The organism is Streptomyces sp. NPDC006207 (assembly GCF_040613835.1).
GTDB lineage: Bacteria > Actinomycetota > Actinomycetes > Streptomycetales > Streptomycetaceae > Actinacidiphila.
In genome coordinates, this window is sequence record NZ_JBEXSX010000010.1 from 152,223 (window position 1) to 167,827 (window position 15,605).

The following is a 15,605-nucleotide window of genomic DNA, read 5'->3' on the forward strand; positions in this document are numbered from 1 at the left end:
GGCGAACAGCCGCGACCTGCGACGTTGCTGATCCGTGTCGGTCCGCGCACGGAGAGTGCGGGAGTCGGCCGCCAAACTCCGTAACTCTTTCGAGTGAGGGTCGTTGAAGGTGCGGAAGTGGTTGGCGGTCGAACTAATCGGGCAGGCGCCCGAGGCCGTCATCCCCACCGGTGAACGATTCGTACAGCCTGGAGGCTCAACGTGACGCGGATCAGCTGCGGAGGACGGTCATGACTTCCGTTCTCGTCTGCGACGACTCCCCGCTTGCCCGAGAGGCCCTGCGCCGCGCGGTAGCGACCGTGCCCGGCGTGGAGCGTGTGACGACCGCGGCCAACGGCGAGGAAGTCCTCCGCCGCTGGGGCGCCGACCGCTCGGACCTCATTCTCATGGACGTCCGGATGCCCGGCCTCGGCGGTGTCGAGACCGTACGGCGGCTGCTGTCCGCCGACCCCGGCGCCCGCATCATCATGCTCACGGTCGCCGAGGACCTGGACGGGGTGGCCCTCGCGGTCGCCGCAGGTGCCCGCGGGTACCTGCACAAGGACGCCTCGCGCGCCGAGTTGCGGGCCACGGTCACGCAGGCGCTGGCCGACCCGACCTGGCGGCTCGCCCCGCGCCGGCTGCGCTCGGCCGAGATGGGCGCCGCCCCGACCCTGACCGCCCGCGAGATCCAGGTGCTGGAGGGCATGAGCCACGGCCGCTCCAACGCCGAGATCGGCCGCGAGCTCTTCCTCTCCGAGGACACCGTCAAGACGCACGCACGACGCCTGTTCAAGAAGCTCGGCGCCTCGGACCGGGCCCATGCGGTGGCGCTCGGCTTCCGCTGGGGCCTGGTGCGCTGAGGCAGCGGCTTCGAGGGCTGGAGGGGCCGATGAGCTGTGGGGCAGCTGTGCGGCTGCCCCGCTCGTACCGGTTTCCGCGCCGAGGGCGCATGCTTGAGGCATGGACTCTCGGGGACACGGTCGGGCGGGGCGGCGGGTGCATGACATGACTACGGCCGGTGCGGTCCCTCGGAACGCTCCGCACGGCGCGCCGCATAACGCTTCGGAGCACAACCACGGGTGTGAGCCCACGGAGCGGCCCACGGCGATGCACTATGGACGGATGCGCGACGAGGCCACCGGCAATGAGACAGCCATAGGGGCACTCGTACGTCGAGCCGTGGACGGCGACGAGCAGGCGACGCACGATCTGCTCGCCCATGTGCACCCGCTCGCCGAGCGCTACTGCCGTACGAGGCTGTCGCGGCTGCCGGGTGGCGCGCGCCACTTCGTGGACGACCTCGCGCAAGAGGTCTGCCTCGCGGTGCTGTGCGCCCTGCCCCGCTACCGGGACCAGGGCCGGCCCTTCGAGGCCTTCGTCTTCGGCATCGCCGCGCACAAGGTCGCGGACCTCCAGCGGGCCGCCATGCGCGGTCCGGGCTCGACGGCCGTGCCCTCCGACGAGATGCCCGAGCAGCCGGACGACTCGCTCGGGCCCGAGGAGCGGGCGCTGCTCAGCAGCGACGCGGAGTGGGCGAAGAAGCTGCTCGCCAACCTCCCGGAGCACCAGCGGGAGCTGGTGCTGCTCCGCGTCGCCGTGGGCCTCACGGCGGAGGAGACCGGTCAGGTGCTCGGCATGTCGCCGGGCGCCGTCCGGGTGGCGCAGCACCGCGCGCTGTCCCGGCTGCGGGCGCTGGCGGAGGAAGCCGCCGCGGGTGCTCCCGGTCTGAGCGCCTAGCGCACCCCGCCCCCGGCCCCCACACCAGGGGCGGAATTGGTTTCGCGCGGGAGCCATTAGCATTGAACATCTCGCCGGGCAAGACCATGGGGAAGGTGTCATGACACTGAACGCCGACGGAGTAGCCGAGAAGTTCGGGCTGCTCGGACTCACCTACGACGATGTGCTGCTGCTCCCAGGTGCGTCGGACGTCGTGCCGAACCAGGTCGACACCCGCTCGAAGGTCTCCCGGAACGTCAGCGTGAACATCCCGCTGCTGTCGGCGGCGATGGACAAGGTCACCGAGGCGCGGATGGCCATCGCGATGGCCCGCCAGGGCGGCGTGGGCGTGCTCCACCGCAACCTGTCCATCGAGGACCAGGTCAACCAGGTCGACCTGGTGAAGCGGTCCGAGTCCGGCATGGTGACCGACCCGATCACCGTCCACCCCGACGCCACCCTCGCCGAGGCCGACGCGCTGTGCGGCAAGTTCCGCATCAGCGGCGTCCCCGTCACCGACGCCTCCGGCAAGCTGCTGGGCATCGTGACCAACCGCGACATGGCCTTCGAGAGCGACCGCTCCCGGCAGGTCCGCGAGGTCATGACGCCGATGCCGCTGGTCACCGGCAAGGTCGGCATCTCCGGCGTCGAGGCGATGGACCTGCTGCGCAAGCACAAGATCGAGAAGCTGCCGCTCGTCGACGACGAGGGCCGTCTCAAGGGCCTGATCACGGTCAAGGACTTCGTGAAGGCCGAGAAGTACCCCAACGCCGCCAAGGACGCCGAGGGCCGCCTGCTGGTCGGCGCCGCGGTGGGCGTCGGCGACGAGGCCTTCCTCCGCGCCCAGCGGCTGGTCGAGGCCGGTGCCGACTTCCTGGTCATCGACAGCGCGCACGGCCACAGCCGCGGCATCCTCGACATGGTCGCCAAGGTCAAGGCCAACATCAAGATCGACGTGGTGGCCGGCAACGTCGCCACCCGCGACGGCGCCCAGGCGCTGATCGACGCGGGCGCCGACGGCATCAAGGTCGGTGTCGGCCCCGGCTCGATCTGCACCACCCGGGTGGTCGCCGGTGTCGGCGCGCCCCAGGTGACGGCGATCTACGAGGCCTCCCTCGCGGCCGGCCCGGCCGGTGTCCCGCTGATCGGCGACGGTGGCCTGCAGTACTCCGGCGACATCGCCAAGGCCATCGCGGCCGGCGCGGACACCGTCATGCTGGGCAGCCTCCTCGCGGGCTGCGAGGAGTCGCCGGGCGAGCTGCTCTTCATCAACGGCAAGCAGTTCAAGTCCTACCGCGGCATGGGCTCGCTCGGGGCGATGCAGTCGCGCGGGCAGGCCAAGTCGTACTCCAAGGACCGCTACTTCCAGGACAACATCCTCTCCGAGGACAAGCTCGTCCCCGAGGGCATCGAGGGCCAGGTGCCCTACCGCGGCCCGCTCTCCGCCGTGGCCCACCAGCTCATCGGCGGCCTGCGCTCCTCCATGGGCTACGTCGGCTCCCACACCATCCCCGAGCTCAAGGAGAAGGGCCGCTTCGTGCGGATCACCGCGGCCGGGCTCAAGGAGAGCCACCCGCACGACATCCAGATGACCACCGAGGCGCCGAACTACCACACCCGCTGACCGGTACGAGCGGATCACCCGGAGCCCGCGGCGCCGCACGGCCGCGGGCTTCCGGCTGCCCTGCCTGGGATACTGGACGGGCAGGCCACGAAGGAAAGGCATAGCGACAGTGACTGAGATCGAGATCGGGCGGGGCAAGCGCGGCCGCAGGGCATACGCATTCGACGACATCGCCGTCGTCCCGAGCCGCCGTACGCGGGACCCCAAGGAGGTCTCGATCGCGTGGCAGATCGACGCCTACCGCTTCGAGCTGCCCTTCCTGGCGGCACCGATGGACTCCGTGGTCTCCCCGGAGACCGCGATCCGCATCGGCAACCTCGGCGGCCTGGGCGTGCTCAACCTCGAGGGTCTGTGGACCCGCTACGAGGACCCCGAGCCGCTGCTCGCCGAGATCGCCGAGCTGGACGACGCCTCCGTCACCCGGCGCCTGCAGGAGATCTACGCGGCGCCGATCAAGGAGGAGCTGATCGGCCAGCGCATCAAGGAGGTGCGCGACGCCGGTGTGGTCACGGCGGCCGCGCTCTCGCCGCAGCGCACCGCGCAGTTCTCCAAGGCCGTGGTCGACGCCGGCGTGGACATCTTCGTCATCCGCGGCACGACGGTCTCCGCCGAGCACGTGTCGGGCTCCCACGAGCCGCTCAACCTGAAGCAGTTCATCTACGAGCTCGACGTCCCGGTCATCGTCGGCGGCTGCGCCACCTACACCGCGGCGCTGCACCTGATGCGCACCGGTGCCGCGGGCGTCCTCGTCGGCTTCGGCGGCGGCGCCGCCCACACCACCCGCAACGTCCTCGGCATCCAGGTGCCGATGGCGACCGCGGTCGCCGACGTGGCCGCGGCCCGTCGCGACTACATGGACGAGTCCGGCGGCCGCTACGTGCACGTCATCGCCGACGGGGGCTTCGGCTCCAGCGGCGACCTGCCCAAGGCGATCGCCTGCGGCGCCGACTCGGTGATGATGGGCTCCCCGCTGGCCCGCGCCACCGACGCACCCGGCCGCGGCTTCCACTGGGGCATGGAGGCCACGCACGAGGAACTGCCGCGCGGCAAGCGCATGAACCTGGGCACCGCCGGCACGACCGAGCAGATCCTGCTCGGCCCCTCGCACGCGCCCGACGGCTCCATGAACTTCTTCGGCGCGCTGCGCCGCGCGATGGCCACGACCGGCTACTCCGAACTGAAGGAGTTCCAGCGGGTCGAGGTCACCGTGTCGCCGACGCACCACCGCTGACCGCCGTTCCAGGCTCCAGGGGCCCGTACCGCCGCCCGGCGGTACGGGCCCCGGTGCGTTCCGTGGGTGACCGGCGGATGCCGCGCGGAGGAGGGGGTGTTCGGCCGAGCCGGTTCCGGATCGGTCGCCGGCGGACCGTCACATGTCGCTGTGGGCAAGGGACTTACGAGGGACGGGCGACAACCGGAAGGTTAAGCGCCGTGGATGAGCATGTGATTTTCGGTTACGATCGCGTATCCGTGGTTCTGCTGTGCTAACCGTCGTCTACAGTGTTCGATGCCATCGGACGGTCCGGCTGGGGGGTGGGAGAGCACGGAAGCCGGGTCTTGACTTGGCCTCTGCGCACACTGCCAGCTGGGGGAGCCTGCCGTGTCCACTCTGTCCATCGTCATTCCCGCCTTGAACGAGGCCGAGAACCTGCCGCACGTCTTCGGGACGATCCCGCTCGAAGAACTCGCCGCGGAGGGCTGGGGCGTCGAGGTGGTGATAGCGGACAACGGCTCCACGGACGGCACCGCCGAGATAGCCGCGTCCTACGGAGCCCGGGTCGTCCACCAGCCGTTGCGCGGCTACGGCAACGCCTACAAGGCAGGGATCGCCGCGGCGTACGGCAACGTGATCGCCACCGGTGACGCCGACTGCACCTACCCCTTCGACGACCTGCCCCGGCTGCTGAGGATCGTCGACGAGCACCAGGTCGAGTTCCTCAACACCAACCGGCTCGGCCCGGAGAACCGTGCGGCGATGAAGCCCTCCCACACCGTCGCGAACCACGCCCTCAGCCTCCTCAGCCGCGTGCTCTTCAAGAGCGGGATCCGTGACTCCCAGAGCGGCATGTGGGTGTTCCGCCGCTACATCTGGGAGACCCTCAAGGTCACTTCCGACGGTATGGGCTTCTCGCAGGAGATCAAGAACGCCGCCGTGCGGGAGGGCTTCCGCTGCATGGAGGTGCCCATCGAGTACCGGCCCCGCGGTGGCCAGGTGAAGCTCAACGCGCTGTCCGACGGCGTGGCCAACCTGGCGCAGCTGTTCCGCCACCGGCTGCGGGACAACGCCCTGCGCACCGACACCAGGGCCCAGTGGTACGACCGCTCCACGCGGCCCGAACCGGCGCCGTTGATGTCCGCGCAGCGGCAGGCGCAGTCGCCCCAGGTGGGCGACGCGGAGTGGGAACGAGTGCCGAGCGAGCACTACACCGCCTGACGGGTACGTCCTGGGGCGGGAGGACCTGATGAATGATTGGCCTACGCTGTGCGCATGGTGAAGGATCCCAGTCGACGGCAGCGCCTGCTCGTCGCCCTCGTGGCGTTCGTGGTGTCCGCGGTCGCGACCATCGTCGCCGCGTCCATGCCGTCGAAGAGCCCAGCGGCCTCGCCGCCCGTCACCGGCAAGCCGTCGTCGTCGCCTTCCGAGGCGGAGGCCGGCGGCGTGCGCGAGGTGAAGATGGGCATCTCGTACGGCGACACCCTGACGTGGAAGTCGGACGCGGACCTCGCACGGGGTCTGGACGACGCGGTCGCAGTCGGCGTCACCTGGGTCCGGATGGACCTGTCGTGGAACAACATCCAGCCGGATTCGCCCTACACCTACTCGTGGCACCGCTTCGACCGGGTCGCCAAGGCCGCCAAGGCCCGCGGTCTGAAGGTGCTCCCTGTGCTCGCCTACACCCCGAAGTGGGCGCGTGTGGCGGGCTGTACGTCCGGCCAGAGCTGCGCACCGGCCGACCCCGAGATCTTCGCCAGCTTCGCCAAGCTGGCCGCCGAGCGGTACTCCGCGATGGGGATCCACACCTGGGAGGTGTGGAACGAGGAGAACATCGGCTTCTGGAAGCCCGCCGCCGACCCGAAGGGCTACACCATCCTCCTCCGGGCGACGAGCCAGGCACTGCGGGCCGCGGACCCCAAGGCGTACGTCATCATGGGCGGCCTCGCGGTGGCCAAGACCGAGCCCGCGCGCCACAGGCTCTCCCAGACGGACTTCCTGACCGCCGTCTGCAAGCTCGGCGGCAATAAGTACGTGGACGCCGTCGGCTACCACCCGTTCAACTATCCCACCCTGCCCAGCGCGACACCCGGCACCGGGACCGCCTTCGAGCGGATCAGCAACTTCCGGGAGAACCTGGTGGGGATCCTGGACAAGTACGGCACCCCCGACATGCCCATCTGGCTCACCGAGACGGGAGCACCGACCAGCGGGCCCGGTGAGGTGTCGGACGGCAAGGTGGTCCCCCCGGGGACCACGCACGTCACGCAGGCCCGCCAGGCCGAGATCGCCACCGACACGATCCCGGCCGCGGTGGCGAACCCGTACGTCGAGGCGATGTTCTGGTACACCGACCAGGACCAGGCACCTCCCGAGGAGAAGAAGTCACGGTCGCTGTACTACGGGATGCGCAGCTACGACGGCACGAAGAAGCCGGCCTTCGAGGCGCTCAAGGCGGCGATAGCCGCCTACGAGCGCAAGAAGAAGTAGCGGCCCCGCGGGCCGGCCGTCGCTACAGCGCCAGGAACAGCCTGATGTAGCGCTCCATCAGGCCGTCCCAGGCGAAACGTCGTTCCGCCTCCTGCCGGCCCCGCGCGCCCAGCCGGTCGGCGAGCGCGGCGTCGGTCAGCACCCTGCGGCACGCGGCGGCCAGCGCGCCGGGATCGCCGGGCGGGACCAGGAGCCCGGTCTCGCCGTCCGTCACGACGTGCGGGATGCCCCCCACGGCGGCGCCCACCACCGGGGTGCCACAGGCCATCGCCTCGACCAGCACCATGCCGAAGGACTCCGCCTCGGTGCGCGACGGCAGTACCGCGAGGGCGGCCGTCCGCACCGCGTCGACCAGGGCGTCCCCGGTCAGTTCGCCGGCCGCCTCCACCCGTTCCGCGATGCCGAGTTCCGCCGCGAGCCGCAGATGGTCCGGCACCGCGTCGCCGCCGCCGACCAGGCGCAGCCGCGCATCGGGCACCTCTGCCGCCAGCCCGGCGAACGCCCTCACCAGGACGTCGACGCCCTTCCAGGCCGACGAGCGGTCCATGCGGCCGACGTATACGACCGTGCGGGGACGTTCCGCGGCGGGCCGCCCGGGGGTGAACCGCTCGACGTCGACGCCGGGGGTGATCTCGACCGCGTGCGGGTGCCCGGCGGCCAGCGAGACCGGCGACACCGCCACCAGCGTCCGCGCCCGCCGGAACACCCGCGGCAGCACGCGGCGTTCGTACAGGCCGATGAGCCGGTCCGCCGCACCACTGCCGGGCTCGCCCTTGTGCATCGAGCCCGCGTGGTAGGTGAGGACGGCCGGCCGCTTCCCGGAGACCGCCACCGCCAGGTCGGCCAATCCGGGGACCGGGGCGTGGGCGTTCACCACCTCGGCCCCGGTCCGGCGCAGCCAGCGGCGTAGTTGCAGCGGCCACAGGGGGCTGAGCGGGGTGTTGGACAGCTTCAGCCAGGCGCCGAGCCGGATGACCTGCACGCCCTCCTCGACGTCGACGGTGGTGCGGAGTCCGGAGAGCCGTGTCGTGATGACGACCGGACGCAGCCCGGGGGCCTCGGCGACCGCGCGGGCGATCCGGGCCGCGTAGTTCTCCACGCCGCCGACCTTGGGCGGGTAATACGGTGCGACCACCGCCACCGTGCGGGTCCGGCGACCGTGCTCCCCGAGCCGGTCCGTGCGTACCGTCACGCGACCTTCGCCGCCCGCTCGGTTCCCTGACGGGTGCCCGTGTCCGCGGCGGCGCGGAGCAGGGCGGGGAACTCCTCCGCCCGGGCGATGTACGCGGGCAGCCGCTGCTGGAGCACCGCACGGTACGCCTCGGGGTTCGCGCGGAGCTTGTCCACCAGGGCCCACAGGGCCGGGTAGGTGACCTCGGCGATCGGCACGACCCACTCACCGAGGCCGAGGTCGGCCATGATGCCCCGTGTCTTGTGCTCGTACTCGATCGCGACGCACGGGACACCACTGGTGAGCGAGAAGATCACCGAGTGGAAGCGGGTCCCGATGAGCAGGGAGCACTCGCCGTACAGACCCTTGAGGTCGCGGTAGTCGACGCGCTCCTCGATCCGCAGCGGCGCGGTCGCGCAGTAGTCCGCTATACGACGTTCGACGATGCGGTCGTCGTCGCCGAGGTAGTCCGTGGTCACCTGGGGGATGAGCACCACGCGGGCCCCGTCCGACTGGAGCGCGTCGATCGTCCGGGCGAGCGCCCGCTCGTAGAGCTCCTGGGCGGCCGGAGCGAGCCAACGACGCGCGGTGAGACCCACCAGCGGCTCCTGGGCCCCGACCTGGAGCCTGCCGCGCCAGTTGGAGGTGACCTCGGGCGCGAAGGCGAAGCCGGAGTCGATGGCACGCTGCACCTGCCGCGCGGACACGCCGCACTCCTCGAGCAGACCGACGCTCACGTCCTCGCGAGCGAGCACCAGCGCCGCGCGGCGCAGTACGCGGCCGACCAGCAGGCGCTGCGGCTTGCCGGGGAACGGGCCGAAGGACTGGGGCGCGAAGACCACGGGCACCCCCGCCTTCTGCGCCAGCAGCGCGGGCAGCAGGACGAAGAACACGTTCTGGTATCCGTCCAGCCCGGGCCGTGCGAGGAGGTACCCGCCGCCCATGGACACCACCATGTCCGCCTCGGACACGGCGTCGGCTTCCCGGCGCGCTTCCACGGGGAGCAGCCTCAGCAGCACATTGGCGACGGCCCGTGGCAGCAGCAGGGCCGCCGTGCCCACAAGAGCCACCAGCAGCTTGCGCAGCAGGCGCCGGGACCGGGACACCCCGCCGTCGGCGACGTGGCGACGGATCGAGCCGAGGTTGTCCACCCCCTCGAACGAGGGGTGGGCAGCGGCGTCCTCCATGCCCGCGATGGCGAGCGTGGCGCCCGGGAATGCCTCCTTGACATGGCGGAGGCAGACCGACAGCAGGGCGGCGTCCCCCGCGTTCTCCCGCACGTACGCGTTGATGACGACGATTCTCACCGGTGGTACCCCTCGACTGGGCTCATGTCGGGTTCTTCCATGGGGATGCCCGGTTCCGAAGCCCGCAGCTGCGGCACGGCCGCGCGCTTGCCGAACAGGGCGACGGCGGCGTAGAGACCGCTGGCGAGGTTGCCCACGCCCCAGGCCCAGCCGAGCCACACCAGTCCGCGAGGCGCCCACAGCGCGGCCAGACCGATGGTGACCACGGCGTAGACGACGTTGCTGAGGACCAGTTGCGTCATCTTCCGGGCGAGCTTGAGGGCGAAGCTGGCCCACGTGTTCAGTGCGACGGCGAGGGCTCCGCAGGCCAGCACGGTGAGCAGCGTCTGCGCGCGGTCCGCGTAGGGACCTCCGAACATCCGCAGGAGGAGTCCGCTGCCCAAGGCGACGACGAGGACCGAGGGCACCTGCACCGCGGCGATGATGCCGGCGGACCGGCGGAGCAGTACGGAGAAGCGCGAGGGATCGTACGAGACCTCGGCGAACACCGCCTCACCGACGGAGAACGACACGGAGTTGAGCAGGTTGGCGATCTGGAAGGCGATGAAGTAGTAGCCCGCCGCCGCCGCGCCCAACTGCCCCAGGACGATCAACGGGAGGACCAGCAGCGGCGCGAGGTTGAGCAGGCTGGAGACGTAGCTCGCGAGGGAGAAGCGGAACTGCTCCAGCATCCGGGTGCCGCGGGCGCGCAGGTGGAACCGGAAGCCGAGCCGGCGGCGCATCAGGATCAGCGAGACCAGCGCCGTCGCCACGTAGCCGCCGCCGTTGGCACCGAGGATGCCGACCGAGCCGTAGGCGGCGAAGGCGACCGGCAGGGCCAGCTTGACCAGCCCCTGGAGCAGGCCGTAGACCAGCGCGTTCTGATGGGCCATGCGGGCGCTGACGAAGACCGAGAAGGTCAGCTGGCTGACCGCCGCGCAGATGCAGAAGATCACGAACGCGGCGGCCGCCGACGCGTGGTCGCGGACGAAGACCAGCTTCTGCGCGTAGACCGGCAGGCCGAGCAGGTAGACGGCGGCGATCACGGACGAGACCGCGCCGACCAGCACGAGGGACTGGGTGAGCTGTCCGTTGCGGGAGGCGGCCGGCGCCGGGAAGCGGATCAGCGTGCTGTTCAGTCCGAACAGGCTCAGATAGGAGATCAGAGAGGTCGCCGATATGAGCGATGTGGCGAGTCCGACCTGTTCGGGGGTGTAGAAGCGGGCCACCACGACCCAGAAGACGAAGCCCAGTCCGGCCGTGGTCACCGTGGACGCCATCAGGAAGAAGGAGTTGCGGTACACCTGGTCCTGCGACAGGGCGCGCTTGCCGTTCCTAGCCATGGGTGGTCGCTCCCGCCGCCTCGCGGTAGCACTCGGACAGCGCGCTCACGTGCTCCTCCCAGGCGAAGGCCGTCGTCGCGAGCTCGCGCGAGTACCGGCCCATGCGCTCGCGCCGCCGCTCGTCCCCGGCGAGCGCGGACAACGCGGAACGGATCTCCTCGGCGTCCCGGTCCAGCAGTGTGACGCGCGACCGGTCCAGACCGTAGGGCGCGTAGCCGGGGTCGTCGGTGGTGACGACGGGCAGGCCGGAGGCCATGGCCTCCTGGACGGTGAGGGGGAAGCCCTCCGCGGTCGACGGCAGCGCGAAGACGTCGCAGGCCCGGTACGCCTCGGCCAGTTCCTGCGGGGGCAGCCCGCCCAGGTGGTGCACGCCCGGCCGGCCCGCCAGGGCGGCGGAGTCGCCGTCCCCGGCGAACACCAGGTCGTAGCCGGCGGAGGGGTCGTGGCCGGACAGCAGCAGGTCGTAGCCCTTCTTCGGCACCAGGCGCCCCACGAAGAGCACCAGCGGCCGGTCTTCGGGCAGCCCGAAGCGCTTGCGGGCCAGCGCCCGCTCCTCGACCGAGGCGGCCGGCCGGAAGAGGGCGGTGTCCACGCCGTTCGCGAGGTGGCGGGCCCGGGCGGGACGGGCGCCGTGGCGGAGTACGAAGTCCGCGACCGAGGCGTTGAGGGTGATCACCGTACGGGCCCGCCGCAGCAGGCCGCGTCCGGCGACGGCGTACACGGCCCGCTGCACCCCGCGCACCAACGCGGACGGGTGTTCGACCAGGGCGACGTGCTGGGTGACCAGGTGCGGGGTGCGGGTGAGCACGGAGGCGAGTCCGGCCGTCCACGAGGTCAGGTACAGGCAGTCGTGCACATGGACCACATCGGCCCGGCGGGCCCAGCGGAGTGCGGCCGTCAGCAGCCTGGGCGACAGGACGGGGAAGGGCACGCCGGCCCGCTCCGCACCGTTCCACGCCGCGACACGGACGACGCGTACGCCGTCCTCCTGGCTGATCGCGCTGCGCGTGCCGCTGGTGAGCACCGTGACGTCGGCACCGCGCGCGGCGAGGTGCACGGCCTCCATCCGGACGACGTTCTCGATGCCGCCGACGTGCGGCGGGTAGTAGTGGCTGACCAGGAGGACCCTCATCGGTAGATCCTCGCTCCCTCGCTGCTGTAGATCTCGTTCTTGGTCGTGTCGAGGAGGCCCGTGGGGTAGCGGAAGGTGACCAGGTCGCCCCGGTAGGAGAACGTCATGCGTCCGGTGCGCACGGTCGAAGTGCCCAGCAGGACGTAGGAGTCGGTGCGCAGCTTGGTCGGGAAGACGTCGCCCACGACGGGTCCGGTCAGGATGGTCTGCTGCCGGTTGAAGGTGAAGCGGTCCGTCTGCACCAGGGACGGTTTGCCCTCGGCCGCGAAGCGCTGCGACAGCCAGTAGGCGGCCATGCGCTCCTCGGCGCTCGGGTAGTACACGTCGTAGTACTGGCCGGCGTTGCTGAGCTGCAACTGCGGCGGATAGCCGCCCAGCAGCTTGGGCACCACGCCGGTGAGGTCCAGGAAGAGGGCCACCACCAGCGCGTACACCGTCACGGTCCGACGGCGCCCGGTCCAGCGCAGGGCGGAGAGCATGCCCGCCGCGATGAAGGGCGCGAAGAAGAACAAGCCCTGCTGGAAGGCGCGGAGCACGCCGTAGTCGACGGAGAGCTGGGGCACGACCGTGAGGACCCCGAGGAGGGCGATGGCGCCGATGGCCAGCGTGGTCTGCTCGCGCCGTGGGCGGAAGGCCCCGCGTCGCCCGACGTCGATGACGATGAGGCCGATGATCAGCAGGAGCTGCATCATGCCGGCGGTGAACTGGCGCAGCAGGGAGTTGACCGTGGTCGCCTTCAGGCCGATGCCTTCCAGCACCCGCCCCGCGGCGGTGGGGGCCATGTTCTGCTTGGGCACGACAGGGGTCGCGTAGGCGTCCACCGTCTCGAGGGGCAGGTACGTCCCCTTCGCCCGGTCGGCGGTCGTCTCCCGCACGGTCTCCTCGCGGTAGTCGCCCAGCCGCTGCTCGGCCGTCAGCGAGGGCCCGCCGCCGAAGAGGCTGTACGAGGTGTCGGACGAACCGACGCGCGCGTGCCCCGGGTTCTTGATCTCCTGCACGACCGCGCTCAGCGTGCTCCGCAGCTGCCCGCTCGTGTGCGTGACCGGGCCCGCCCAGGCCAGTGCCATGACCGCTGCCCCCGCCACGATCCACCAGGTCAGGAAGGGCGCGGCCTCGGTAGGGCGGTATTTGCGCTGGCGCGCGCGCCTGGACCTGTAGCGGTCCACCGTGCGCCAGATCACGTCGGCGACGAGGGCGACCCCGAGGACGACGATCACGACGTAGATCGTCGAGTAGTGCGAGAGCGTGATGCCGACCAACAGCACCACGAAGGCGATCTGCCGCACGCGCAGGGGCCGCCCGGAGTCGGTGAGCACGACCATGCCGCAACCGAGCAGGACGAACGCGACCTCCTGGCGGCCCAGGAAGGTCATGTCGGACAGGAAGGTGGGGAAGAGCATGAAGAAGACGGCCGACAACAGCGACACCAGATGCGGTGCGACGTTGCGGACCGAGCGGTGGACGAGCACCGGAGTGAGCGCGAACAGCAGCGGCAGCACGATCTTGAAGATGTAGACGTCGGGGATCGCGGTGAGCCGGAACACGCTCACGGGCAGCAGCGTGATGCTCAGGCAGGCGTTGTAGGCGTCGGGGTACTTGGAGACGTCCCAGAGCGATCCGCCGAGCGTCAGCCGGTAGTACTCGTACTCGCGCTGGATGTCGTGTCCGGTGATGGACCAGCCGCGCAACGAGTTCAGCATGAGCAGCGCGGTCGCGCCGAGGAACAGGCCGGTCTCGAGGACGGTGACCGGGTAGCGCCGGCGGCGGACCATCAGCAGGACCAGCAGCGCGATGACGGCCGGCATCGCAGCCGTGCTGACCGCCCCGCCGTAGCCGTTGTTCAGCCTGATGGGCCCTGCGACCGACAGCACCAGGGCGACGCCGGCGAACGCACCCACGGGGATCGCGCCCGGGGGCAGTCCGTCGCGGAGCCAGGACCTGCTCTTGTCGGCCCGTTCCTCCTCCGGCACGAACGCGCCGATCACGATGAGCGTGAGCGCCGTGGCCCCGGCCAGGGACACCCTGGTCAGCGGGCGTTCCACCCCGGCCAGTGGCAGCACCGTGTTCACGGCGAGGGCGATCACGAGATCCGTGACGACCGCCATGCCGACGGCGAGCAGGAAGCTGCCGTCCCTGGTGGACACCACCCGGGAGGCGACGCCGCGCCACACCGCGACGGGCGCCCCGAACAGCAGCCACAGGCCGGCCACCGTCAGCAGCACCCCGGGTACGCCGGGCAGCATCTCCACGACACAGGCCACCGCGATGGCGAGCAGCACCCCGAGGCGCCCCCGTACGAGGTCCGCGAGCCGCAGGCCGGCGGCCTGGGCATCGCCCGCCGACGCCGCGTCACGGCGCGGGCCCCGGCCCTGCCGCTTCCGTTCGTGCCCGGACCCGGCCGACGAGACGTCGCTCTCGGCCGGCTCCGGCTCCCGCTCCCGCTCCGGCTCCGGTTCCAGATCCGCGTCGTCCGCCTCGACGGCCCACGACGGGCGGGAGGCCGTGCGCCGACCGCTGCTTCCCGTGCCACGGGCCGTCATACGCCGGCCTCTGGGTAGACGTGGGCGTAGACCTGCTCGACCCGGGCTGCCACGGCCTCCCAGGAGTAGTCGGGGGCCGTCGCGGCACTCCTGCGGGCGAGCCGCAGGCGCAGACCGGGGTCGGCGGCCACCGAGTCGATGGCGGCGGCGAGCGCCGCCGGTTCGGGAGCGGCCAGCAGCCCGACGCCCTTGAGCAGTTCGGCGGTGCCGGGGACGTCGGTCGCGACGACCGGCAGGGCGGCGGCCATCGCCTCCAGCGCGACCAGCGGCATGCCCTCCCGGTCCGAGGGCAGCACGAAGACGTCGGCGTCCGCGTACGCCCGCACCAGGTGCTCGCCGAGGAGCCCGCCCGAGAACTCGACGTTCCGCAGCCCCAGTTCGGCCGCGTGCGCCTCCAGCTTCTCCCGCAGCTCGCCGTCGCCGACGATCCGCAGCTGCACCGGCTCCCGCAGCAGGGCCGTCGCCTCCAGCAGCCGCGCCACGTTCTTCTGCGAGCTCAGTCGGCCGACGAACAGCAACCGCAGGGGACGTTGCGCCGTCTCCCGCACCGGCATGAAGTAGCCGGCCCCCACGCCGTTGGGGACGACGAACACCCTGTCCGCCCGGACGCCGTACGTCTCGCGGACGAAGGCGCCCTGCTCCTCGGTCAGCACGATCACCCCGGCGGCGGCACGCATCGACCGTCCGAAGACGTGCTTCTTGTAGGCGGGCAGCAGCCCGCCCAAGCGCCCGGAGGCTTCGACGTCGAGGTGGAAGTGGAGGATGAAGCGCTGTCCGCGCACGCGGGCGATGACGGCGACGAGCTCGGGCATCAACGCGTGCGCACAGTGCACGTGCAGCACGGCGTCGCGCGGCGCGCGCACCGCCAGCGAGACGGGCAGGCCCGGTGCGACCGCGGTGTGCGCGACCTCGACCGCGCGGTGCCGCCGTATGGTGACCCGGCCGGCGCCGTAGCGGCGCGGTCCGCCGTCGGCACCGAGGGCGGTGGTGACGACCCGCACGTCGTGGCGCTGCCCGAGCTGGATGGCGAGGTGCTCCACCACGCGTTCGAGCCCGCCCAGATGGGGCGGGTAGTACGGGGTGATCTGCAGAATGGTGCGTCGCATCA

12 protein-coding genes are annotated in these 15,605 nt (G+C 71.3%); 6 read left to right on the top strand and 6 right to left on the bottom strand.

Going from position 1 to position 15,605, the window contains the following annotated elements:
- Positions 1-230 precede the first annotated feature (230 nt).
- The 6 genes from ABZ312_RS10955 to ABZ312_RS10980 all read left to right on the top strand — a co-directional run bounded on the left by ABZ312_RS10955 (position 231) and on the right by ABZ312_RS10980 (position 7,025).
- Positions 231-842: a response regulator transcription factor gene (locus ABZ312_RS10955; protein ID WP_003948568.1), complete on the top strand. Its 612-nt coding sequence runs from the start codon at positions 231-233 to the stop codon at positions 840-842.
- Between the two features lie 262 nt (positions 843-1,104).
- Complete coding sequence (locus ABZ312_RS10960; RefSeq protein WP_499513466.1) at positions 1,105-1,719, top strand: sigma-70 family RNA polymerase sigma factor; 615 nt, start codon at positions 1,105-1,107, stop codon at positions 1,717-1,719.
- A gap of 100 nt (positions 1,720-1,819) precedes the next feature.
- Positions 1,820-3,322 carry an IMP dehydrogenase gene (gene guaB / locus ABZ312_RS10965; protein ID WP_500328102.1) on the top strand — a complete coding sequence of 501 codons (1,503 nt, stop codon included), beginning with the start codon at positions 1,820-1,822 and terminating at the stop codon, positions 3,320-3,322.
- Positions 3,323-3,431: 109 nt separating this feature from the next.
- Positions 3,432-4,553, top strand: a complete 1,122-nt coding sequence (locus tag ABZ312_RS10970; protein WP_499513468.1) for a GuaB3 family IMP dehydrogenase-related protein — start codon at positions 3,432-3,434, stop codon at positions 4,551-4,553.
- Between the two features lie 369 nt (positions 4,554-4,922).
- A complete protein-coding gene (locus tag ABZ312_RS10975; protein WP_500328100.1) occupies positions 4,923-5,756 on the top strand; it encodes a glycosyltransferase family 2 protein in 834 nt (277 codons plus the stop codon).
- A gap of 54 nt (positions 5,757-5,810) precedes the next feature.
- Positions 5,811-7,025 carry a cellulase family glycosylhydrolase gene (locus tag ABZ312_RS10980; protein WP_500437236.1) on the top strand — a complete coding sequence of 405 codons (1,215 nt, stop codon included), beginning with the start codon at positions 5,811-5,813 and terminating at the stop codon, positions 7,023-7,025.
- Between the two features lie 22 nt (positions 7,026-7,047).
- Here ABZ312_RS10980 and ABZ312_RS10985 read toward each other — a convergent pair whose 3' ends face one another.
- Genes ABZ312_RS10985 through ABZ312_RS11010 form a run of 6 tightly spaced genes read right to left on the bottom strand, consistent with a single transcriptional unit; the run spans position 7,048 to position 15,603 of the window.
- On the bottom strand, positions 7,048-8,217 hold the full coding sequence (locus ABZ312_RS10985) for a glycosyltransferase family 4 protein (protein WP_500328098.1): 1,170 nt from the start codon (positions 8,215-8,217) through the stop codon (positions 7,048-7,050).
- Positions 8,214-9,503, bottom strand: coding sequence for a polysaccharide pyruvyl transferase family protein (locus ABZ312_RS10990; protein ID WP_500357467.1), 1,290 nt, complete (start codon positions 9,501-9,503; stop codon positions 8,214-8,216). The genes ABZ312_RS10985 and ABZ312_RS10990 overlap by 4 nt, the downstream gene beginning before the upstream one ends.
- Positions 9,500-10,825, bottom strand: a complete 1,326-nt coding sequence (locus tag ABZ312_RS10995; protein ID WP_500328095.1) for a lipopolysaccharide biosynthesis protein — start codon at positions 10,823-10,825, stop codon at positions 9,500-9,502. Before ABZ312_RS10995 ends, ABZ312_RS10990 begins: the two co-directional genes overlap by 4 nt.
- Positions 10,818-11,957: a glycosyltransferase family 4 protein gene (locus ABZ312_RS11000; RefSeq protein ID WP_500357463.1), complete on the bottom strand. Its 1,140-nt coding sequence runs from the start codon at positions 11,955-11,957 to the stop codon at positions 10,818-10,820. Before ABZ312_RS11000 ends, ABZ312_RS10995 begins: the two co-directional genes overlap by 8 nt.
- A complete protein-coding gene (locus ABZ312_RS11005; protein WP_500437237.1) occupies positions 11,954-14,497 on the bottom strand; it encodes a DUF2206 domain-containing protein in 2,544 nt (847 codons plus the stop codon). Before ABZ312_RS11005 ends, ABZ312_RS11000 begins: the two co-directional genes overlap by 4 nt.
- Positions 14,494-15,603: a glycosyltransferase family 4 protein gene (locus ABZ312_RS11010; RefSeq protein ID WP_500328091.1), complete on the bottom strand. Its 1,110-nt coding sequence runs from the start codon at positions 15,601-15,603 to the stop codon at positions 14,494-14,496. The genes ABZ312_RS11005 and ABZ312_RS11010 overlap by 4 nt, the downstream gene beginning before the upstream one ends.
- Positions 15,604-15,605: the final 2 nt, after the last annotated feature.

Excerpts from the sequence above, each read along its gene's own strand:
- ABZ312_RS11000 (WP_500357463.1), bottom strand. The coding sequence starts at position 11,957 with ATGAGGGTCCTCCTGGTCAGCCACTACTACCCGCCGCACGTCGGCGGC.
- guaB (WP_500328102.1), top strand. The coding sequence starts at position 1,820 with ATGACACTGAACGCCGACGGAGTAGCCGAGAAGTTCGGGCTGCTCGGA.
- ABZ312_RS10955 (WP_003948568.1), top strand. The coding sequence starts at position 231 with ATGACTTCCGTTCTCGTCTGCGACGACTCCCCGCTTGCCCGAGAGGCC.
- ABZ312_RS11010 (WP_500328091.1), bottom strand. The coding sequence starts at position 15,603 with ATGCGACGCACCATTCTGCAGATCACCCCGTACTACCCGCCCCATCTG.
- ABZ312_RS11005 (WP_500437237.1), bottom strand. The coding sequence starts at position 14,497 with ATGACGGCCCGTGGCACGGGAAGCAGCGGTCGGCGCACGGCCTCCCGC.
- ABZ312_RS10960 (WP_499513466.1), top strand. The coding sequence starts at position 1,105 with ATGCGCGACGAGGCCACCGGCAATGAGACAGCCATAGGGGCACTCGTA.
- ABZ312_RS10980 (WP_500437236.1), top strand. The coding sequence starts at position 5,811 with ATGGTGAAGGATCCCAGTCGACGGCAGCGCCTGCTCGTCGCCCTCGTG.
- ABZ312_RS10995 (WP_500328095.1), bottom strand. The coding sequence starts at position 10,825 with ATGGCTAGGAACGGCAAGCGCGCCCTGTCGCAGGACCAGGTGTACCGC.